Consider the following 19,910-nt stretch of genomic DNA (forward strand, 5'->3'; position numbering starts at 1 on the left):
ACCGCATCTGGCTAGTTCACGCTCGTTCACTCAAAGACACCATGTGTCGAAATGACGAAAAGTGACGGCCAAAACCGGGCGTTTTATAACGACGTGTTGCTGCTGCATCTCGGTCCGTGAACTTTGCGTCCTTGCAAGTCACACCCGCTAGCGTCGGACAAAGCAAGGCTCCTAATCTGGCGCTAACTACAGATTCCGCACCTACCGGCCGGCGGCGCAAAGGAGAAAAATGTCCGAGCAGCACATCGTTTTTATCGGCGGCGGCCCACGCACCGCGATGATTCTCGAGCGCATCAGTGCCAACCGTGAGTTGTTGGACAACACCGCCCTGCACCTACATGTCGTTGACCCCTTCCCGGTGGGTGCCGGACGCATCTGGCGCGAAGATCAAAGCCCGCTGCTTAAACTCAATTCGCGCGCCGCGGATGTCACGATGTTTACCGACGCGTCGGTGCAGTGCCTGGGCCCAGCCAAGGACGGCCCTGCCTTAGATCAGTGGGTGCAGCTTATTCGCGACGGGCAGCTTCACGATGTGCCTTCCTTATTGCTCACCGATCCGCTGCTGCGAGCCGAGGTTGCTCGCCTGGGTCCTGCCGATTTTCCGACCCGGCGTTTGCAGTCCTGCTACCTACGCTGGTTTTTCGCCCGCGCGCAGGCCTCATTTGCCAGCCCGGACGTCATCAAAATCCATCAGGATACGGCCGTGGATCTGCTCTCCGAGTCCAGCACCCATCGAGTGCTCCTTGCCTCAGGTCGTGAAATCGTCGCCGATCAGGTTGTCCTCGTTCAGGGTCACCTAGACGCGCGGTTGGAATCCGATGCCCGATCCCTAGAATTTGCCGCCCACGCCGACACCGCCGATCATTTGGGCTACATCCCGCCCGGCTACACCAACGACATCAACTTTCAGACACTGTCGGCCGGGACCGAGGTCTTGGTTTCTGGCATGGGGCTGGCCTTCACCGACCTATTTGTGCTGCTTTTTGAGGGCCGCGGGGGCAAGTTTGTTGCCGGCGAGAACGGAAGTTTGCGCTATCTGCCCAGCGGCCAGGAACCGAAACTTCTGGCCGGTTCGCGGCGCGGGGTTCCGTATCACAGCAAAATTCGCAGCACCACCACTGCGCCGCTGAGCACCGGTTACTTCACCGAAGAAGCCGTCAATGAATTACACGCGCAGCACGGCGAACTGGACTTTTTTGCCCATGTTTGGCCATTGATCGCCAAGGAAGCAGCCTTCTTTTACTACCGCGAAATTTTTGCCACGCCCCACTCATTCGCACCAAGTATCTGGAGCGAATTCCATGCCCGCTTCGATGCCATCTCTTGGTATTCGCCCGAACGCACAAGCCTCGTGGCCCAATTTGTCGCCCCAGAATTCCGGCTGGAATTTGAGGACCTAGAATTCCCGCTGCCCATCCCCCGGCCATTGCCCGCCCAAGGCCAAGCTCAAGAGCTCAACCAGCTGGTGCGCGAACATATCAAAGAGGATTTGCGGGTGCGCGATTCGGCCGATCATCCACAGTTCCAGGCACTATTTTTTGGTCTGCTCAAATCCTTTGTCACCCTGCCCGTCGTCGACGCCCTACTCAGTGACACCGGTCGAATTCAGCTAGCAGGATGGTGGCAAGGCTTCTTCAGCTTTGTCGATTCTGGCCCACCGGCGCACCGTCTGCGCGAGCTACTCGCCCTACACGAGGCAGGATTTATCAGCTTCTTGGGTCCAGAAACCTCATTCGGTTTTGACGCCAATCGCCAGCTTTTTTGCGCCCAAACCCTCGCCGGCGAAGTGCACGCGCCGTGGTTCATCGAAGCACGGCTACCATCGACCCACATTTCAACCAGCACCGATCCCCTGCTGGTCTCGTTGTACCACCAGGGATTGATCACCGAAGAACCCGGAGGTTCAGGAAAAATGCACATCACTTCACTGCGCCAAGTCATCGGTCGTGGCGGGAGCATCCACCGTTGGCTCTTTGCCACCGGTGCTACCGCCGGTCGATTCCAAGGCGGGGCGTTCTCCCGGCCGAACTCCAATTCCGCGCCCTTTGCTGATAGTGACGCACTGGCCCGCGAACTGCTCTCCGCACCGGCGGCCATGAACCAGTGGGAATTAGCCGGCGCCATCGCCCAAACCCATCGGACCCTAGGCTAGAAGATCAAGATGACCACGCAACAGCAATCACCCAACCTCACCGCCCATGCCGTTTTGATTGGCGATCCTCGCCTAACCCCGCTCTTTGCCGGGCTCACCGTGGAATACACCCAGCGCTACGGGGATCGCAACGGTGCGGTAGCCGCCGAACTTGAGCGCTTCCCCGCCCACGAATTCACGGCCCCACTGGGACGATTTGTCATTCTAGAGGAGGACGGACAGACCGTTGCCGGTGGGGCGCTGCGTCATTATGACCAGCACACCGCCGAGCTCAAACGCATCTGGACCCACGAAGACCACCGACGTCGTGGCCTGGCGCGTAGGGTTCTGCAGGAACTTGAGTTGGCCGCGATCGATCTGGGTTATACACAGCTCTACCTCACCACCGGTCCGCGTCAACCCGAAGCGCTTAAGCTGTACCTGAACGCAGGCTACCAGCCCCACTTTGATCTTGATGCCGACCCGTTAACCATCGGGCACCTGCCTTTCACCAAGGCGTTGCCCCACGCTCAAGCTAATGCCACGATAGGAGTATGAACCAACCGGAGAATTCGGATGCTGCGCTGAACGCCGCACGCTACGCCATGGGCAAGGCCAGCGATCAAACGCCTCTGCCGGTAGATGAGTATGCCCAGGCCACCGGCATGGCGCCGGTTCAAAAGCCCAAAACCCCGCTGCAGCTACACGCTGAAGATGAAGCGTGGGAGGTTGCCAATTCCGTGCTCGATGAGGCCTTTGCCCGTGGCGAGTTTGAGAACCTTGCCCTATCGGGGCAGAAGATCGACCACCTGACCAATAATAATGATCCAGACTGGTGGATGAAGTCGATGATGCGCCGCGAACAGATCACCGGTCTGGGCCCACCGGCGTTAACCTTGCGGGTTGAGGACGAACACTTGGAGCAGACGCTGGATCGTTTACCCACGCCGGCGGCAGTACGCGCGCACGTCGAGGACTTCAACGCCCGGATTATCGATGCTCGTCGCCAGCTACTTGGCGGTCCGCCGGTGATTACACCGCTGCGTGAGGTGGATGCCGAGGTCTTTGCTTGGCAAAGTCGCCGCGCGGTTGCCCAGCCAAAGCCAGCGATCATCCCCAAGCGCCGTTGGTGGCAACGCAAAAGCTAGTGCTTAAAGACGAACTTAACGGCAAAAGCCGCCCTCCCAAAGGAGAGCGGCTTTTGCTAAGTCAAATGACTTGCAGGTCTTACCAGGAAGACTTGGTGATGCCCGGAAGCTCACCACGGTGTGCCATGTCGCGGAAGCGAACACGGGAGATACCGAACTTCTGGAAGGTACCGCGTGGACGACCGTCGATCGCGTCGCGGTTACGAACGCGGATCGGGGAAGCGTCGCGTGGCAGCTTCTGCAGGCCTACGCGGGCTGCTTCACGAGCCTCGTCAGTTGCGTTTGGATCTACAAGAGTCTTCTTCAGCTCGAGGCGCTTCTCAGCGTAACGCTCGACAATGACCTTGCGCTGTTCGTTCTTTGCGATCTTGGACTTCTTGGCCATGTCTTAGCGCTCCTCTCGGAATTCGACGTGCTTGCGGACTACTGGATCGTACTTCTTCAGAACCATACGGTCTGGGTCGTTACGACGGTTCTTACGGGTTACGTAAGTGAAACCGGTACCAGCGGTGGACTTCAGCTTGATGATCGGACGTACGTCCTTATCCTTCTTTGCCATCTTAGAGCTTCACACCCTTCGCAATCAGGTCGCCAACAACAGCGTCGATTCCACGAGCATCGATGAGCTTGATGCCCTTGACCGAAAGGGTCAGGGTCACCTTGCGACGCAACGAAGGCACGTAGTAGGTCTTCTTCTGGATATTCGGATCGAAACGACGCTTGTTGCGGCGATGCGAGTGGGAGATGCTATGTCCGAAGGCCGGAGTAGTACCGGTTACCTGGCAAACAGCTGCCATGATCACTCCTCAGTTAGTTAGTAGTAAAATTCGGCGGTACTCGCGCACAGTGCCCATAAGTAAATATCGGCACCGCTTTTGTGCGTTATGAGTCCCGCCAACCAGTGAAACACCGTTAATACTGCACACTAGGAAGGTAACCAGGCTGGGTGAGAACCAACCGAAGAGCCTTAAAGTATGTATGTCGGTGAACTTCGTAACCGGTCGAGCAATGTCCCCGTACTCAGGTGGTCACGATATTCGGTATTACGGGCAACGCGCAGTTGCCATCCCACCGTGCGGCGGCACAACAACACACGCGATTAACGCCTGATTAGCTTATCGAGAATTCCTCAGTGTTCCAAATCGGTCGCGCCCGGCTTTAAGATCCAGTGATCTTGCTGAAGCGAGGCAGTAATCTTCCGCGTAATCCGCGCCAGACTCTTAACGTCCTTGTCATCAAGGGGATCGAACAAAAGTGCACGAACCGAAGCGACGTGATGAGGCGCCATTCGCACCACCGCTTCCCATCCAGCCTTCGTTAATGAGGCGATTTTCACACGTGCATCGTCCGGAGATTGCACTCGAAGCAGCCAGCCGCGCTGTTCCAGCTTCTTAACCACGTGCGAAAGCCGGGATAACGAGGCGCTGGTATGCGAAGCCAGTTGGGTCATCGAAAGCTGATGGTTATCCGCCTCGGAGAGCATGGCCAGCATGTGATAGTCGAAGAGCGTAATGCCTTCAAGCCCCTGCAGATCGGAGTCCAGCGCGGACGGGAGCAGGGTCATGACGGATTGAAGTCCGAGCCATGCGTCGCGTTCGGACTGGGTCAGCCAAACAGGCTTCTCGCTCATCGGTGGTCCAATCGTTCAGGCCCTGCCAGTGCAGGAAGTGCGGTAGTCAACGGGTAAGAGAATACATTGTCAAGCTAGGCAACCGCCTAAACCTGAGCTTTTCTGAGGAAAACCAAAGGCTTGCACCGTGCGGTGCAAGCCTCTGGATAATCACGAATTTTCTAGCTGCCGCTTCTTGCGATAGCTGATCACTTGGCCTGTGACCACTACTAATAGGGCAACGATGAACATTGCCGAACCGATAACATTCGCTTGGGCGGGAATGCCACGGGTGGCCGAAACATAGATGAACTTCGGGAAAGTCTGGAACGCGCCCGAGTTGAAGTTCGTAATGATGAAGTCATCGAAGCTCATCGCGAAGGACAACAACGCCGCGGCGATAATGCCGGGAAGCAACAGCGGGAAGGTCACCTTCCAGAAGGCCGCGGCCGGTGACGCGTAAAGATCGGCTGCCGCCTCTTCCAATCGTGAATCCAGCGAGGAGACGCGAGCCCTAACCGTCACGATCACAAAGGACATGCAGAAGACCACGTGGGCGATCACGATGGTGCCGTAACCCAGCTCCCACCCCAGATTCAAAAACTGTGCCAGCAGCGACGCACCGAGCACCACTTCCGGGGTGGCCAGCGGCAAAATAATGAGCACGTCGGTCAGCTTGCGGAAGCGGAATTTGTACCGCACCAAACCGATCGCGATCCCGGTGCCCAATACCGTAGCGATCACCGTGGCCACCGTGCCGATCTGCAAGGAGTGCACCAACGACTGGCATACCGCTGGAGCCCCACACGGGTTCATCCAGTTATCCAGGGTGAAGCGCTGCCATTGCAGGTTGGCTCGGCCACCGTCATTAAAGGAGAAGACAAAGATGTAGGCGATCGGCACCAGCAGGTAAATAAAAGCCGCACCGCCGATCACCGGAATCAGCCAGCGTCCAATTTTCTGCTTCACGCTACATCAACTCCTCGGTGCCAAAGCGGCGGATATAGATCGTGACCAGAATGAGGATCGAAACCATCAGCACAAAACTCAGCGCCGCAGCGCCCGGGTAGTCGATGATTTTGAAGAACCGTGAGTCAATAACCTGGCCGATCATCGTGGTATCTCGGTTATTGCCCAGCAACGCCGAGTTCACGTAGTCGCCAGCGGCCGGAATGAAGGTCAGCAAGGTGCCAGCAAAAACACCCGGCGCGCTCATCGGCAGCGTGATCTTGGCAAAGGAGGTGATCGGGCTGGCGTACAGATCCCCGGAGGCCTCCAACAACCGGGTATCAAGCCGGCCGAGGTTCGCATAGATCGGCAACACCATAAAGGGCAGGAAGTTGTAGGTCAGGCCGGCCACCACCGCAAAGGGAGTGGCCGTCAGGTGTCCGTCCGCGGGTAGGATCGCGATGAATTTCAGCGTCTGCGCCACAAATCCTTCATCGGCCAGGATCTGCTTCCAGGCCTGGGTGCGCAGGATAAAGCTGGAGAAAAACGGGGCGATCAACAGGACCAGCAAGATGCCTTGCAACAGGGTTTTTTCGCGCAACCGTACGGCCACCAGGTAAGCCATCGGGAAGCCGATCAGCAATGCCAGCACGGTGGAGATCAGCGCAAACCAGAAGGAACGCAAGAGCTCTGGCCAGTAGGCCGAAAGCACCGTCGCGTAATTGCTGAACTGCAGGCCCGGCACAAATTCGCCGACCTCCGCGCCGGGTGGTTTGGAGTACAGGCTCATCGCCAGCAGGATCACCACGGGCAGAGCGAAGAACAAAGCCAGGACCAACAACCCGGGAGTGATCAGAAAAATGCCAGTGCGGTTTTTGCGTTTTTCTGCCCGTAGCTCGTCCTTGCTACGCAGATCGACGCTCATGACTCGACCCCTGCGTCCACACGTTCATCCCCGGCCAGCCCGAAGGAGTGCTCAGCTTCCCACCCAAGGAACACCGTGTCACCTTCTGCCGCCGGTTGCTGGCCACGGTTCTGCGTGAAGGTGCCGATCAGGCCGATTTGCGCGACGTCCACGAGGTATTCCGTGGTGGTGCCGGTGAAGGAAACATCCACGACAGTACCGGTGAGCTGATTCTGCCCATCAACTGGGTTTCGGTCGATGGTGATCTTTTCTGGGCGGACACCGACCACCACGTCTCCCTCGGTTTGCACCGCGCGCTCAGCTGGAAGCAAGATGGTGCGCCCGACAACTTCCACGCTGAGCATGCCATCCGTCACTGCGCTGACCGTGCCGCGCATCAAGTTGGATTTGCCCAAGAAGTTGGCCACAAAAGCGGTGCGTGGCAATTCGTACAGTTCGCGCGGCGGACCCATTTGTTCGATCCGCCCGCCGTTCATCACCGCGACCACGTCGGCCATGGTCATGGCCTCTTCCTGGTCGTGGGTGACGTGGATGAAGGTCAGCCCCACCTCGGTCTGGATCTTCTTCAGTTCCAGCTGCATTTGCCGGCGCAATTTCATATCCAGCGCGCCGAGCGGCTCATCAAGTAACAACACCTGCGGGCGATTAACCAGCGCCCTGGCTAGGGCCACGCGCTGTTGCTGACCTCCGGAGAGTTGCGCAGGTTTGCGGTTGGCCAGGTGCGCGAGCTCAACAAGCTCCAGACCCGTCCGCGCCTTGTCAATCGCCTGTTTGTCCTTTTTGCGCTTGAGCCCAAAGGCCACATTTTCCAGCACCGACAAGTGCGGGAACAACGCATAGGACTGGAAAACGGTATTAACTTCGCGGCGGTGGCTGGGCAGTGCGGTGACGTCCTGCCCGCCGATCAAAATGCTGCCTTCGCTCGGAGCTTCGAGTCCTGCGATCATTCTCAAGGTGGTGGATTTGCCGCAGCCCGAGGGCCCCAGCAAGGCAAAAAATGTTCCCGCTGGAACCAGTAGGTCCAGGTTTTCCACCGCGCTGAAGCTGGCGAAGCGTTTGCTAATGCCCGAAAGTTCGAGGTCAGCACCCGAAGTTACGGGGCTCTGTGTATGTTGAGCCAAAGTGGTCATACCCCTATCACGTCCTTATGCTGCCCGCGGTTCTGCCCGTGCGATCTTTGATTGTGCATCTTAGGCGCCGATCGCGTTCTGGAATTGAGTTGCCAGCGTTGATTCCTCGTCTGGCTCCAGCGAGCGGAAGACATGTGCTTTGGCCAGGTCCTGATCGGTAGGGAAAATCAGCGGGTTGTTCACCAGCTCCGGATCGATCTTCTCCATCTCTTCTTTGGCGCCGACCACCGGGCAAATGTAGTTCACATAGGCGGCGACCTCGGCGGCCACGGCCGGATCGTAGTAGAAATCCATCAGCTTCTCCGCATTGGTCTTGTGCGGCGAGGCCACCGGAACCATCAGGTTGTCACTCCACAGGGTGCCGCCGGCTTCAGGCAGGATGAACTCCCACTGGTCGTCGTTCTCAAAATTCATTTGCACCACGTCACCGGACCACACAATGCCTGCGATCGCGTCCCCGGAGATGAAGTCCTGCTTATAGGAGTTGCCCTTGACCTGGCGAATCTGGCCGTTGTCGATATTCTTGCGCAGCACGTCGGTGGCCGCACCAAACTCAGATTCGCCCCATTTTCCGGCCACATCCACACCGTTTTGCAACATCAATAGCCCCATGGTGTCGCGCATTTCATCCAGCACGGTGACCCGGCCCTTCAGCGCTGGATCCCAGAGGTCATCCAGGGACTTCAGACCCTTGGGGAAAGCCTTCTTATTCCAGGCGATGCCCGCGTAACCGGTCTGCCAGGTCAGCGAATGTTTGCGCCCTGGATCAAAATCGACGTTCTGCAAGCTTGGCAGCAGGTTCGCTGCGTTCGGGATGTTATCCAGGTTCAGTTCCTGGGCGTACCCCTGACGAATCAACCGCCCAGCCATCCAGTCGGTGAGCGTCACGATGTCTTGGCCGATGTCCTGGCCGGCCTTAAGCTGCCCCTGCACCTTGCCGTAGTACGAATCGTTGCCGTCGATGTCCTCTGCGTAGTTGACCTTGATGCCGGTCTTCTTGGTGAACGCGTCGAGGGTCGGGTAGGTCTTCTTTTTGTCGTCGTAGTCTAGGTACAGGGTCCAGTTGGCCCAGTTCACACTCTGATCGGACTCGGAAAGATCGGTCACCACCGCCTCGGTCTTGGTGTCCTTGGAGCCGCCGGTGCCACAGGCAGCCAGCAGGCCGGTCAGCCCTAACGCGCCTGCGGTGGACAGCACGGACCGGCGAGAAAAGCTGCGTTGACCCATGGCTTGGACCAGTGCTCGAACTTGAGGATCTTGCGGTAGTCGTCGTTGCGAGTGCGACATGGCATCCGTCCTTTTGCATCGTGAAAATGAGATCGGTCACATAGGAAACTGATGTCGTTCATCCTGTCAGCTATACAAAAGTCAAACAAGAGCTAAACAAAAGATTCCTCAGGTATTTAACGAACCGGAAACGAGAAACTTACAAAATAACCCCTTTCGCAACTGAATCAGTGGCTGTAGGGTCGGTTCAAAGCCCCCAAGACCCAAGGAGGTCGATATGACGTTACCCTCGCACTCAGCACAGGTCATCGACGAAATTTCCAAGGAGATCATCGAACAGCTGCAGGAAGACGGGCGTCGTTCCTATGCCGCCATCGGCAAAGCAGTGGGCCTGAGCGAAGCAGCGGTACGCCAACGCGTGCAGAAGCTGGTCGAGAGTCGCGTTATGCAAATCGTCGCAGTCACCAACCCATTGGAACTGGGCTTCACCCGCCAGGCAATGATCAGCATTGTCGCCAATCAAGACATCAACGGCACCGCCGATCGCATCGCCGAACTGCCAGAAGTCGACTATTGCCTGGTGACCACCGGAACCGCCGACATTCTCGCCGAGGTCATCTGCTCTAACGACGAAGACCTCTTGCGCGTGATTGGCACCATCCGCGGGATCGACGGCGTGCTCAGCACCAATACCTTCACGTACCTTTCACTGAAAAAACAGGAATACAACTGGGGAACACGATGAACACACCACGCGGTACCGATCGCCAGCAAGCAGCTCGCGATCACCTTTGGATGCACATGGCCCGGCACTCTTCCATCGCACAGGGTGGCCACGTTCCGATCATTTCGCGCGGGCACGGGCACAAGATTTACGACGACGCCGGCCGTGAGTACTTTGACGGGCTCTCCGGACTGTTTGTGGTTAACGCGGGTCACGGCCGAGCCGAACTGGCCGAAGCGATGGCCAAGCAGGCAGAAAAGCTGGCCTTCATGCCACTGTGGTCCTACGCCCATGAACCAGCGATTGACCTGTCTGAACGTCTTGCCAGTTACGCCCCGGGAGACCTCAACCGCGTGTTCTTCACCACCGGCGGTGGCGAAGCGGTGGAATCGGCCTTCAAATTAGCCAAGCAGCACTTCAAAATGAAGGGCAAGCCTGGCAAGACCAAGGTCATCTCCCGCGCTTTGGCCTATCACGGCACCCCGCAAGGCGCCCTGGCCATCACCTCGCTGCCGGATATGAAAACTCCCTTTGAACCGCTGGTTCCGGGCACCTTCCGGGTGCCAAATACCAACTTCTACCGGGCGCCAGAAATGTTCGCCGACAATGAGAAGGACTTTGGACTCTGGGCCGCGGAGCGTATTCGCGAAGCCATCGAATTTGAAGGCCCGGACACCGTCGCGGCCGTCTTTTTGGAGCCAGTGCAGAATTCCGGCGGCTGCTTCCCGCCGCCACCTGGCTACTTTGATCGGGTGCGCGAAATCTGCGACGAGCACGACGTGCTGCTGGTCTCCGATGAAACCATCTGCGCGTTCGGACGCATCGGCTCGATGTTCGCCTGCAATGACTTCGGCTTTGTCCCCGACATCATCACCTCGGCAAAGGCCCTGACCAGTGGTTATGTACCGCTTGGTGTGATGGTTGTGTCGGACAAGCTCTTTGAACCGTTCACCAAGGGAGACACCACCTTTTACCACGGCTATACCTTCGGTGGGCACCCGGTCGCCGCTGCCGTCGCGATGGCCAATTTGGACATCTTCGAACGCGAGGGGCTGAACGAGAACGTCAAAAACAACGCCGACAAATTCAAATCGACCCTAGATAAGCTGCGCGACCTGGACATTGTGGGCGACGTGCGCGGGGCCGGCTACTTCTATGGGATCGAGCTAGTCAAGGACAAGGCAACAAAGCAGACCTTCAACGACGAAGAGTCCGAGCGACTGCTACGCGGCTACCTCTCCCCTGCTTTGTGGGAGGCGGGTCTTTACTGCCGAGCCGATGACCGCGGAGACCCGGTGATCCAGCTGGCGCCACCGATCACCATCGGACAACCCGAGTTCGACCAGATTGAATCGATCTTGCGCACCGTGCTGAAAGAAGCGGTCAACAAGATCTAACCCATTTGGCCCGCAGGATCTGCCTGCGGGCCATAAATCTGCAAGTCAGCGTCATATGAAGCGGCGGTTCTTCACGGTTTGTCGCTCAATTGGTGCTTTGTGTCATAGGCCACTAGTCTGAGGTCATTGGACGATCAAGATCGCCTTTTGGAAGATGGCAGGAACCTCATGACACTGGAACCGACCCGAATCAGGCTCGCACGTGAACGTGTGGCACTGAGCAGGTCAGCGCTGGCCGCGTCACTGGGCGTGGGCGAGCGGGAACTGGCCCAGGCCCCCGAAAAATTGAGTACTGCGTTGGCGCAGACGCTAGGTTGTGCCGAGCAATTTTTCCGCCTTCCCGCCACCTCCGGGATCGACGCTGAACGGATCTTCTTCCGCAGTCCGCGACGTACCAGCAACGCGCAGAAGCTCGCCGCAGCGGCCGCCGGGCGCACCGGTGTGGAGCTATACCGACTGATCACCCAAACTTTCCATTTGCCACAGACCGAAGTGCCGGAACTGACCGGCTACAACCCGGCTGACGCGGCAGCACAATTGCGTTTGGACTGGGATCTTGGCTGCGGGGCGTTACCCGACGTACTGCACCTGCTTGAATCTCACGGGGTGAGGGTGCTCAGTTTGCCCGCCGAGCTCGACGCGGTGAAAACCTTCAGCTTCTGGGAAGAGGGCCAAGCGTTCATCTTCCTGGCCTCGGGCACTAGTGCGGGGCAACGCTTTGCGTTGGCCCATGAGCTGGGGCACCTGGTACTGCACTCGTCGCTGAGCCGAAATGCCGATCACATCGCCTACGCTGAGTTGGAGGCCGATCAATTCGCCGCGCACCTGCTCATGCCGGCGTTGTCCTTGCAGATTCGGGTCTCGAACCTTTTGCAGATTCCTCAATTGCTCACGCTTGAAAAACATTTTGGGGTGCCGGCCACGGTGATTCTGGCTCATGCTCGAGCGTGTGGGGTGCTGGGCGAAAGCGCCTACACCTGGCTATGCCAAGAGATGCTGCTTGAGCCGGTGCGCAACAGCGCTCCGGAAACCTCGCGGGTCTTCTCGCTGGTCTTCCCTTCACTACAGTTTGACCACCGGGCCAGTACCGCGCGAATCGCCCAGGAATTGGGCCTGACCGAACAGCATATTCACGAACTGACTTTTGGGCAGGCTTTTGTTTTACTCACCGGCGAAAATCAGCAGGATCCTGGGGAGAGTATCCGCGGGCATTTGCACGCGCTGTAGCTGAGGGCGAGCCGGCTATAGGGGGGATTCGAGGCTTGTTTCAGGGGCGGCTTCGGGGCCAGGCTTCAGGGGTCGACGATTTCTACTTGGAGCTCGCCGGCACGCCATAATTCCGTCATCCGATCGGCGAGCTGGTCGGCCTTGATGGCCTCGTCGGGCGTCATGAAATACGTGTTGACCCGCAATTTTTGTTCCGGATCCAAGGCCTCGGGCAGTAGTACCATCGGTCGACAGCCCGGGATTTTCACCGCGTGGAACAAGCCGCAATGACGTTCGACGTGATGGACCGGACAGCCCAGGGCGGCCGAATTGATATCCGTGGCGCCACCTTTTTCCCAGGCGTCAAGATGGTCGAGCTCGCATCGTTCAACGGGCATGGAGCAGCCCGGGTAAGAGCATCCTCGATAGGCAGCGCGTAGAGCTCTGCTCTGGGCTTTGGAGAACAGGCGTTGGCTGCGGCCAAGGTCTAGTGGTAGCGATTTGCCGTTGAGGATGACCGGGTAGATTCCCGCCGAACACATTATCGCGCGCACTTCGCCGGGGGCGAGGGTAAATCCCGAAGAGCTGACTGCATATTTTTCGGCTCCTGCCATCATTTTTTCGTAATCCAAAATGACGCTGACTTGACCTGTTGCCAAACCTTTTCGGGTGCCGGTGTCTTGTGCGGTTCGAGATGAATGATCGGCCATCAACAACGCCATCACTCCGATCAGGCGCCTTCGCTCCGGCTTCAAGTCTTCCCACGCTGGCTGCGGGTCGGTCTGTGGAGCAGGTGGAGCTGGTGGGTCGGCGGGCGCGTCGGCCGGATCAGGCGGATCGGGCGGCGGGTCGGTGGAGGAAGAGTCCTGCCGGGCCCAGTCGGGTTTGGTCGATTCGTCATCCCAGCCGGAGCCTTGCTCGCCGGTGAATTCAGCCTCGGTCTCTTGCAAGGCGTCGCGGTTGCCGGCCAGCGTGGACGGGTTGGCCAGGGCCGCAAAGAAAGCCTCAATCACCGCCGACTGTGAGGGCAGGACGCGCAGGATGTACTCAACTAGGCCTTTGCGCAGGCCTCGGCGGTAGAGCCCGACCTCCTCAAGCAGTGCCTTGAGCGGTCGCTTGCCGGCTTTGACCTGTGCAACGAGCTCGCCAATGTGCTTGCGGGCTGACTTGGGTTCGCCGTCAATCATCTGCAGGGCTTGGGATTCGAGCTGCTCTTTTTGGGCCTCGCCCGCCGCGCCGTCATCCAGGTCTTTGCGGACCGAATGCAGCTTGGTCGCGGTGGCCAACACCAGGCGAGGATCAACTTCCGGGTTGGCGAATTGCTGCGAGAGCTTGGGCAGCCAGGGCGGAAGCGGTGCGCCGGACTCGTCGATGCCGCCGATGAGGCAGTCGGCCTGAACCAGCCGATCGTTCACCGTGCTGCGCGGGATGTCCAGCCAGTCATGCATCATGGCGCGGGCGGAGCGGTAGTGCGTGCGCCCCATGGTGGTGTGCCCTTCGGCGGCGATCAGCTGCTCCATGCTCGGTTCGGCGCCGAGATCGGCGATGATTTGCAGGGAAGTTTGGTCGAGTTTGTGGGCGCCGGAAGTGCGTAGTGCGTGGGCGGCGTGCAGCTGGGCGCGCGACTGGACGGAGGCATGGTTTTCGGTGGCCAACACGAAGTAGGCAGCGTGCCCGGCCGGAAGTTCGGAGGTTGAAAGCACAGCAGTAGCGGACGCGTAAAGCTTGTTGGCCGTGGCCAGATCTTGTAGCGCTTGGGCGGTTGCTGTGCTCATGTTTGTCAGTGTGCGCCGGGGCGCAAGCGCGCGCAGAAACCGCGGGGCGGGATGTGGAGAACTAGCCGTGCAGGCGGTGCCAGAGCAATGCAACTTGCAAGCTGGCTCGGGATTCGGCGGAGTGCAGCCCCACCCCTAGTTTGGCTTCGAGCTTGGCTAAGCGCGTGTAGAGCGTGGGGCGCGAGAGATAGCCGGCCTTAGCTAGGGCGGACTTGTTGCCGCCGTGCGCGAGGTAGAGTTCGAGCAGGTCAAGTGCGGGTTCATCGAGCGGGTCCAGCAACCCGGCCAGTTCGGCGTGGGCAAAGGCGCGCATCCGCGAGTCGTTGCCCATGGCAGATAAAACCCCGCGCAGGCGCAGGTCGGCAAAGCGGTAATAGGGGCGGGCGCGCGTGGGTAGGTGCGGCACAATTTCGCTCACCGCTCGCGCCTGTTCCAGCCCGGTGATGGCGGTGCGCAGGTTGCCTTCGGAACCCACCCCGATGGCCAGCGGGGAACTGTGTTCTTCGGCCAAGCGGCGGGTGAATCCTTGCAGGGTGGAGTCCAGTAATTCGCGGGCGCGCAACGGCAGGATCAGCCCTAAGTACCCGGGTTTAAGCAGACCCGCGAGGAAGCCCAGGTGCAGGGTGTCGGCGAGCTGATCGAGCACTTCAAGCAGGGCACGGTCAGCCAGCTGAGTTTGGGTGGCCGTGGCTGCCGCGCTGCTGGAAATGACCACCGGCACGTAGTAGGCGGTGGCGGTCAGGCCCAAGGCTTGGGTCCGGCTGGCCAGCTCCTTGTCGCTGTAGTTATGTCCGGCGATCAGCTCGTGCAAGGTGGCGGTGCGGGTTTGGTAGAGCAGTTCGCGTTCATCGCGCCCGGACAGGCGGGTAATGGTCAGCGCCTGCCCGGCACGCTCAAGGACCATGGCCGCACGTTCATCGTCCGCTAATTCGGTGGGGACGATCAGCCGGCCCCAGCGTCGGCGGGCCGCCCCCACCGGAGTTTGCAACCAGTTTTCCGCCCCCGTGCTGCGCCCGGTGTGCTCCAGGAAGCCGACAAATTTGGAGCGGTTGATCCAGTCATCAAGTTGCGCGCCGGCGTGCGCCAAGACCCGGTGGCGGACATCTTCTAGGACCACCGGCGCGTCCAGTAGCGCGGCGGTGCGGGTGACAATTTGCGCTTCGTCCGCCTCTTTGAGTGAGAGCTCGGTGTAGATTTCGTGCACGGTGCGAGAAAATTGCACGGCTTCAAGCTGTTGGGCGACCAAGAGTTGGTGGATGACCTCGGTGATGGCCACAAAGCGGGTTTGGCGGCGCAGTACGATCACCGGTAAGCCTAGATCTGCGACGGAAAAATTGCTGCCGCTGGTGTTTTCGATGATGACCCCGGATGCGCCGGCGGTGCGCAGGGCGGTGATAAATTCGCGGACGTCGCTCACGTTGCGCAGGGTGGTGAGCATCAGCTCTCCGCCGAGCAGTAGTGCGATGTTTTCGCTGGATTCGGTAACGTGCACCCAGCGCAGTTCGGCGTCCAGGCCGTCAGCGCAGAGCACTTCGGGTTCGGCGCCTTGCACGATGGGCAGGGACAGCACCTCATTAACCGTCAGCATTTTTACACTCCGTCATCGATCGAGCTTAAATCATGACATAGTGCCGGTGTTCTGACTCACTTTTCTCGACCATGATGAAGCCATGACACCTACCGAAAACCTGCAGCACTGGATTAATAACGCCGCCACGTCGACTCAAGATCGCACCGGCAAGATCTACAACCCGGCCACCGGTGAAGTGGCCCGCACCGTGCAGCTGGCCTCCAAGGCCACCACCGAGCTGGCCATCTCTGCCGCCGCCGCGGCGTTCCCTAAGTGGCGCGACACCTCGCTGGCACGGCGCACCGCCATCATGTTCAACTTCCGCCAGTTGCTGACCGAGCGCAAGGGCGAGCTGGCCGCGATCATCACCGCCGAGCACGGCAAGGTGCTGGACGACGCCCTCGGTGAAGTGGCCCGCGGCCTGGAAGTGGTGGAGCTGTGCTGCAACGCGCCGTATCTGCTGAAGGGTGAATACTCGCAAAACGCTTCCACCGGGGTGGACGTGCACTCGCTGCGCCAGCCGGTCGGCGTGGCAGCGATCATCTCGCCGTTTAACTTCCCGGCCATGGTGCCGCTGTGGTTCTTCCCGGTCGCGATCGCCGCAGGTAATACCGTGGTGCTTAAACCATCGGAGAAGGATCCTTCGGCCGCCATCTGGCTTGCCCAACTTTTTGCCGAGGCCGGCGGCCCGGAAGGCGTGTTCAACGTGGTGCATGGAGATAAGGAATCGGTGGATACTCTCTTGACCGACCCACGGGTCAGCTCGGTGTCCTTTGTGGGTTCCACCCCGATCGCCCAATACGTGTACGCCACAGGTACCGCGCACAATAAGCGCGTCCAGGCCTTTGGCGGGGCGAAAAACCACATGCTGGTTTTGCCCGATGCTGATCTTGACCTAGCGGCCGACATGGCGGTGAATGCCGGATTTGGGGCCGCCGGCGAGCGCTGCATGGCGATCTCCGTGGTGGTGGCCATCGATTCGATCGCCGATGAGCTGGTGGCCAAGATCGCCGAGCGCGCCAAGACGCTGCGCGTGGGTGATGGAACCCGCGGCTGCGATATGGGCCCGCTGATCACCGGTGAGCACAAGGCCAAGGTGGCCGGCTACATCGATGCCGGAATCGAGGCGGGAGCGGACCTGGTGGTTGATGGTCGCACCGGCACCGTGGATGCCGAGGGTGAAGGCTTCTTCCTGCACCCGACGCTGTTCGATAAGGTCGGCACCAACATGTCCATCTACACGGACGAGATCTTCGGCCCGGTGCTTTCGGTGGTGCGCGTCCAGTCCTTCAACGAGGGCATCGAACTGATCAACGCCTCGCCATACGGCAATGGCACCGCGATTTTCACCAATGACGGCGGGGCGGCCCGCCGCTTTGAAAACGAGATCCAGGTGGGCATGGTGGGGGTCAACGTACCGATCCCCGTGCCGGTGGGCTACCACTCCTTCGGCGGCTGGAAGGCCTCACTCTTTGGGGATCAGCATGCCTACGGCCCCGAAGGTTTTAAATTCTTTACCCGCAATAAGGTGGTTACCAAACGTTGGCTAGATCCTAGCCACGGTGGCATCAACCTCGGCTTCCCGCAGAACGACTAGGAGCATCATGAGCGAGCAAGTAGCAGCCAACGCAGAAATCAGCGACGCGCAGATCGCAGCCGGGCAGCGTGCCTATGAACTGGATCGTGAGCATGTCTTCCACTCCTGGCAGGCGCAGGGACCATTTACCCCGATGACCATCCTAAAAACCGAGGCGTCCTATGTCTGGGATGGGGACGGCACCAAGCTGATCGACCTGTCCAGTCAGCTGGTGAATACCAATATCGGCCATCAGCATCCCAAAGTCATCGCTGCCATCCAAGAGCAGGCCGCCAAGATCGCCACGATCGCGCCTCAGCACGTCAACGATGCGCGCTCCGAGGCGGCCCGGCTGGTCGCCAAACACACCCCAGGGGAACTGAACAAGATCTTCTTCACCAATGGTGGGGCCGACGCAGTAGAGCATGCGGTGCGTATGGCGCGGGTGCATACCGGCAAGCAGAAGGTGCTTTCGGCTTATCGTTCCTATCATGGTGGCACGCAGCTGGCGGTGAATCTGACCGGAGATCCTCGGCGCTTCGCCTCGGATCAGGGCAGTGACGGGGTAGTGCACTTTTTCCCGGCCTACCCTTACCGTTCCTACTTCAACTCCACCACCTTAGAAGAGGAAACGCAGCGCGCGCTCAAGCATTTGGAGGACACCATCCTGCTGGAGGGCCCGGGCACCATTGCGGCGATCATTCTTGAATCCATTCCTGGAACCGCGGGTATTTACCTGCCACCTCCCGGTTACCTGCAAGGGGTTCGTGAACTGACTAAGAAGCACGGCATCGTCTACATCGCAGATGAGGTGATGGCAGGCTTTGGTCGCAGCGGAAAGTGGTTCGCCGTGGATCATTTTGATGTGGTGCCGGATCTGCTCACCTTCGCCAAGGGAGTGAACTCTGGCTACGTTCCGCTCGGTGGAGTGGCGATCAGCCCTGAGATCTTTGAGACATTCCGCGAGCGCCCTTACCCGGGCGGGCTAACCTATTCGGGCCATCCCCTGGCCTGCGCCGCAGCGGTCGCGACCATCACTGCGATGGAAGATGAGCGCATGGTTGAAAATGCGCAGCGCTTGGGAGAGGAAATCATCGGGCCACGCCTGGCACAGTTCGCCAAAGATCACCCGTCGGTTGGTGAAGTGCGTGGCACCGGAGTGTTCTGGGCGATCGAACTGGTAAAGAATCGGGAGACTCGTGAACCGCTGGCCGCCTATGGTGGCAGTAGCCCCGAGATGAACCAGGTGATAACGGCAGCGAAGAACGCCGGTTTACTACCGTTTGCTAACTTCAACCGGTTGCATGTGGTGCCGGCGATGAACATCGAAGATGAGGTGCTGATTGTTGCGTTGGATCGTCTGGAGCAAGCACTGATCGTCGCTGATAGTTTTGTCGAATAACCTCTTGCGCTTTTGGGAGGACAATGAGGAATCCACAACTCGGGAAAGGTGATCTGATCTAGTGACGTGGAACTACTACAGGGCTAGGGTAAATACATGGGAGAGTTCCTCAAGGTAGATTTTGCCACGCCAATGCTGTTTCTAGTTGTCGCGGTGATCTTGTTCGTAATTTGTATACCTGTGCTGATCCATGGGCTGGTGCGCCGAAAGAAGTTCGCTACGCTTCGCGACGGTGAACAGACCTATGCACGCCGTGCGTCGATCCGTACTGAATTACTGACCTCAGCCTTGGCCGCTTTGTTAGTGGTGGTTTGCCTCGGTGCTGGATTCAGCGGATACGCTCGCGCCCTGGATCATCTGCAGGCCAACATTGAGCAAGAGTTCTCCCCCACCAAATTAGAGATCCACCATTGGACCGGATCTTCGGCGGTAGCCACCCTCACTCTGCCGGACGGGACTACTTTTGACCCTGCGACGATCGCCGTGGAAGATGACTATCGTCCGGTAATAAATGAAGCACCGCGTAATGATCGGCTGGCAGCGAACCCAGAGCCAACGAGCTAACCCAGATATGAAATACTGATCAACAGAGCATTTAGTGTCAGTAATCTGTGGAAGGAAGACAACAATGATGGGAAATGGTGCGCCAACAGGCGATCCGTTCCAGCCACATTTGGAATGGGGTCTGAAGGCCTCGTTCGTCGGTTATATTTCTTCCTTGGCTGATGGACGCATTGAAGCTAGCAATGGTGTGTGGCAGGCCGGCAATTCATTGGTCTTCCCTGCTTCGCTTTCAGAAGAAGCTCCCGATAATGAGGTGTGGTTTAACGGCCAAGTTTCGTTCTCCGGCCACGGCGGAATGATGAAGCTAGATCTGATTGAGCCTCGCGTGGAAAACCAAGACGACGCAATCAAGCTGACCATCGATACAGCAACTGAGCGTGTGGCTATTGCTGAATTGACTGAGACTTCGGTTTCCCGTGCATTCGGTTTGGTCAAGACTCGCTTCTCTGCAGTTCTTACTGAAGACGGTTCAAAACTCTTCAACGGCCAATACCCAGCTGGCCAAGCGCTTGAAGACCTTGAGGTTGTACTGCGCGGCTAGCTTGGCGCCCTGACTGTTCGTCAACGCGTATATAGCA

At 58.8% G+C, this 19,910-nt stretch carries 20 protein-coding genes; 10 read left to right on the top strand and 10 right to left on the bottom strand.

The window, feature by feature from the left end:
* The first annotated feature begins 229 nt into the window (after positions 1-229).
* Genes AC1Z3F_RS10120 through AC1Z3F_RS10130 form a run of 3 tightly spaced genes read left to right on the top strand, consistent with a single transcriptional unit; the run spans position 230 to position 3,279 of the window.
* Positions 230-2,152: an FAD/NAD(P)-binding protein gene (locus AC1Z3F_RS10120; RefSeq protein ID WP_131088979.1), complete on the top strand. Its 1,923-nt coding sequence runs from the start codon at positions 230-232 to the stop codon at positions 2,150-2,152.
* A gap of 9 nt (positions 2,153-2,161) precedes the next feature.
* Complete coding sequence (locus AC1Z3F_RS10125) at positions 2,162-2,689, top strand: GNAT family N-acetyltransferase (protein ID WP_131088980.1); 528 nt, start codon at positions 2,162-2,164, stop codon at positions 2,687-2,689.
* Complete coding sequence (locus AC1Z3F_RS10130; protein ID WP_131088981.1) at positions 2,686-3,279, top strand: DnaJ family domain-containing protein; 594 nt, start codon at positions 2,686-2,688, stop codon at positions 3,277-3,279. Before AC1Z3F_RS10125 ends, AC1Z3F_RS10130 begins: the two co-directional genes overlap by 4 nt.
* A gap of 79 nt (positions 3,280-3,358) precedes the next feature.
* On the opposite strand, the gene rpsN is transcribed toward AC1Z3F_RS10130, so the two are convergent.
* From rpsN to AC1Z3F_RS10170, 8 genes are all read right to left on the bottom strand, one after another.
* Entirely contained in the window at positions 3,359-3,664 is a 306-nt protein-coding gene (gene rpsN / locus AC1Z3F_RS10135) for a 30S ribosomal protein S14 (RefSeq protein WP_131088982.1), read from the bottom strand.
* A 3-nt stretch (positions 3,665-3,667) separates the two neighbouring features.
* Positions 3,668-3,838 carry a 50S ribosomal protein L33 gene (rpmG, locus tag AC1Z3F_RS10140; protein WP_022874359.1) on the bottom strand — a complete coding sequence of 57 codons (171 nt, stop codon included), beginning with the start codon at positions 3,836-3,838 and terminating at the stop codon, positions 3,668-3,670.
* Position 3,839: 1 nt separating this feature from the next.
* Positions 3,840-4,076 carry a 50S ribosomal protein L28 gene (gene rpmB / locus AC1Z3F_RS10145; RefSeq protein WP_060702424.1) on the bottom strand — a complete coding sequence of 79 codons (237 nt, stop codon included), beginning with the start codon at positions 4,074-4,076 and terminating at the stop codon, positions 3,840-3,842.
* 332 nt (positions 4,077-4,408) lie between these two features.
* Positions 4,409-4,909 (bottom strand): MarR family winged helix-turn-helix transcriptional regulator, encoded by a 501-nt coding sequence (locus AC1Z3F_RS10150; protein WP_131088983.1) that lies wholly within the window; start codon positions 4,907-4,909, stop codon positions 4,409-4,411.
* Between the two features lie 150 nt (positions 4,910-5,059).
* Positions 5,060-5,857, bottom strand: a complete 798-nt coding sequence (locus AC1Z3F_RS10155; RefSeq protein WP_131088984.1) for an ABC transporter permease — start codon at positions 5,855-5,857, stop codon at positions 5,060-5,062.
* A 1-nt stretch (position 5,858) separates the two neighbouring features.
* Positions 5,859-6,761: an ABC transporter permease gene (locus tag AC1Z3F_RS10160; RefSeq protein ID WP_131088985.1), complete on the bottom strand. Its 903-nt coding sequence runs from the start codon at positions 6,759-6,761 to the stop codon at positions 5,859-5,861.
* Positions 6,758-7,891, bottom strand: coding sequence for an ABC transporter ATP-binding protein (locus tag AC1Z3F_RS10165; protein WP_131088986.1), 1,134 nt, complete (start codon positions 7,889-7,891; stop codon positions 6,758-6,760). Before AC1Z3F_RS10165 ends, AC1Z3F_RS10160 begins: the two co-directional genes overlap by 4 nt.
* Positions 7,892-7,951: 60 nt before the next feature.
* Positions 7,952-9,178: an ABC transporter substrate-binding protein gene (locus AC1Z3F_RS10170; protein ID WP_131088987.1), complete on the bottom strand. Its 1,227-nt coding sequence runs from the start codon at positions 9,176-9,178 to the stop codon at positions 7,952-7,954.
* A 217-nt stretch (positions 9,179-9,395) separates the two neighbouring features.
* On the opposite strand from AC1Z3F_RS10170, the gene AC1Z3F_RS10175 reads away from it, so the two are divergent.
* From AC1Z3F_RS10175 to AC1Z3F_RS10185, 3 genes are all read left to right on the top strand, one after another.
* Entirely contained in the window at positions 9,396-9,863 is a 468-nt protein-coding gene (locus AC1Z3F_RS10175; RefSeq protein WP_131088988.1) for an Lrp/AsnC family transcriptional regulator, read from the top strand.
* Positions 9,860-11,239: an aspartate aminotransferase family protein gene (locus tag AC1Z3F_RS10180; RefSeq protein WP_483565643.1), complete on the top strand. Its 1,380-nt coding sequence runs from the start codon at positions 9,860-9,862 to the stop codon at positions 11,237-11,239. Before AC1Z3F_RS10175 ends, AC1Z3F_RS10180 begins: the two co-directional genes overlap by 4 nt.
* A gap of 168 nt (positions 11,240-11,407) precedes the next feature.
* Positions 11,408-12,466 (top strand): ImmA/IrrE family metallo-endopeptidase, encoded by a 1,059-nt coding sequence (locus tag AC1Z3F_RS10185; protein WP_483565644.1) that lies wholly within the window; start codon positions 11,408-11,410, stop codon positions 12,464-12,466.
* A gap of 65 nt (positions 12,467-12,531) precedes the next feature.
* Here the strand turns inward: AC1Z3F_RS10185 and AC1Z3F_RS10190 are convergent, their stop codons facing one another.
* Both AC1Z3F_RS10190 and AC1Z3F_RS10195 read right to left on the bottom strand, forming a co-directional pair.
* Positions 12,532-14,220 carry an HNH endonuclease signature motif containing protein gene (locus tag AC1Z3F_RS10190; protein ID WP_483565645.1) on the bottom strand — a complete coding sequence of 563 codons (1,689 nt, stop codon included), beginning with the start codon at positions 14,218-14,220 and terminating at the stop codon, positions 12,532-12,534.
* A 61-nt stretch (positions 14,221-14,281) separates the two neighbouring features.
* The gene (locus AC1Z3F_RS10195) at positions 14,282-15,808 is read right to left on the bottom strand and encodes a PucR family transcriptional regulator (protein ID WP_483565646.1); all 1,527 of its coding nucleotides are present in this window, start codon (positions 15,806-15,808) and stop codon (positions 14,282-14,284) included.
* Positions 15,809-15,890: 82 nt separating this feature from the next.
* Between AC1Z3F_RS10195 and AC1Z3F_RS10200 the strand changes: the two genes are divergently transcribed.
* The 4 genes from AC1Z3F_RS10200 to AC1Z3F_RS10215 all read left to right on the top strand — a co-directional run bounded on the left by AC1Z3F_RS10200 (position 15,891) and on the right by AC1Z3F_RS10215 (position 19,873).
* Positions 15,891-17,387, top strand: a complete 1,497-nt coding sequence (locus AC1Z3F_RS10200) for a CoA-acylating methylmalonate-semialdehyde dehydrogenase (protein WP_483565647.1) — start codon at positions 15,891-15,893, stop codon at positions 17,385-17,387.
* Positions 17,388-17,394: 7 nt separating this feature from the next.
* Complete coding sequence (locus tag AC1Z3F_RS10205) at positions 17,395-18,768, top strand: aspartate aminotransferase family protein (protein WP_262199458.1); 1,374 nt, start codon at positions 17,395-17,397, stop codon at positions 18,766-18,768.
* Between the two features lie 96 nt (positions 18,769-18,864).
* Positions 18,865-19,332: a hypothetical protein gene (locus tag AC1Z3F_RS10210; protein ID WP_131088995.1), complete on the top strand. Its 468-nt coding sequence runs from the start codon at positions 18,865-18,867 to the stop codon at positions 19,330-19,332.
* A gap of 64 nt (positions 19,333-19,396) precedes the next feature.
* Positions 19,397-19,873: an HtaA domain-containing protein gene (locus AC1Z3F_RS10215; RefSeq protein ID WP_131088996.1), complete on the top strand. Its 477-nt coding sequence runs from the start codon at positions 19,397-19,399 to the stop codon at positions 19,871-19,873.
* The last annotated feature ends 37 nt before the right edge of the window (positions 19,874-19,910 follow it).

The sequence above is a fragment of the Glutamicibacter sp. MOO4 genome (assembly GCF_056934395.1).

Coding starts and splice junctions, on each gene's coding strand:
- AC1Z3F_RS10120 (WP_131088979.1), top strand. CDS start 230: ATGTCCGAGCAGCACATCGTTTTTATCGGCGGCGGCCCACGCACCGCG.
- AC1Z3F_RS10125 (WP_131088980.1), top strand. CDS start 2,162: ATGACCACGCAACAGCAATCACCCAACCTCACCGCCCATGCCGTTTTG.
- AC1Z3F_RS10130 (WP_131088981.1), top strand. CDS start 2,686: ATGAACCAACCGGAGAATTCGGATGCTGCGCTGAACGCCGCACGCTAC.
- rpsN (WP_131088982.1), bottom strand. CDS start 3,664: ATGGCCAAGAAGTCCAAGATCGCAAAGAACGAACAGCGCAAGGTCATT.
- rpmG (WP_022874359.1), bottom strand. CDS start 3,838: ATGGCAAAGAAGGATAAGGACGTACGTCCGATCATCAAGCTGAAGTCC.
- rpmB (WP_060702424.1), bottom strand. CDS start 4,076: ATGGCAGCTGTTTGCCAGGTAACCGGTACTACTCCGGCCTTCGGACAT.
- AC1Z3F_RS10150 (WP_131088983.1), bottom strand. CDS start 4,909: ATGAGCGAGAAGCCTGTTTGGCTGACCCAGTCCGAACGCGACGCATGG.
- AC1Z3F_RS10160 (WP_131088985.1), bottom strand. CDS start 6,761: ATGAGCGTCGATCTGCGTAGCAAGGACGAGCTACGGGCAGAAAAACGC.
- AC1Z3F_RS10165 (WP_131088986.1), bottom strand. CDS start 7,891: ATGACCACTTTGGCTCAACATACACAGAGCCCCGTAACTTCGGGTGCT.
- AC1Z3F_RS10170 (WP_131088987.1), bottom strand. CDS start 9,178: ATGTCGCACTCGCAACGACGACTACCGCAAGATCCTCAAGTTCGAGCA.
- AC1Z3F_RS10175 (WP_131088988.1), top strand. CDS start 9,396: ATGACGTTACCCTCGCACTCAGCACAGGTCATCGACGAAATTTCCAAG.
- AC1Z3F_RS10180 (WP_483565643.1), top strand. CDS start 9,860: ATGAACACACCACGCGGTACCGATCGCCAGCAAGCAGCTCGCGATCAC.
- AC1Z3F_RS10185 (WP_483565644.1), top strand. CDS start 11,408: ATGACACTGGAACCGACCCGAATCAGGCTCGCACGTGAACGTGTGGCA.
- AC1Z3F_RS10190 (WP_483565645.1), bottom strand. CDS start 14,220: ATGAGCACAGCAACCGCCCAAGCGCTACAAGATCTGGCCACGGCCAAC.
- AC1Z3F_RS10195 (WP_483565646.1), bottom strand. CDS start 15,808: ATGCTGACGGTTAATGAGGTGCTGTCCCTGCCCATCGTGCAAGGCGCC.
- AC1Z3F_RS10200 (WP_483565647.1), top strand. CDS start 15,891: ATGACACCTACCGAAAACCTGCAGCACTGGATTAATAACGCCGCCACG.
- AC1Z3F_RS10205 (WP_262199458.1), top strand. CDS start 17,395: ATGAGCGAGCAAGTAGCAGCCAACGCAGAAATCAGCGACGCGCAGATC.
- AC1Z3F_RS10210 (WP_131088995.1), top strand. CDS start 18,865: ATGGGAGAGTTCCTCAAGGTAGATTTTGCCACGCCAATGCTGTTTCTA.
- AC1Z3F_RS10215 (WP_131088996.1), top strand. CDS start 19,397: ATGATGGGAAATGGTGCGCCAACAGGCGATCCGTTCCAGCCACATTTG.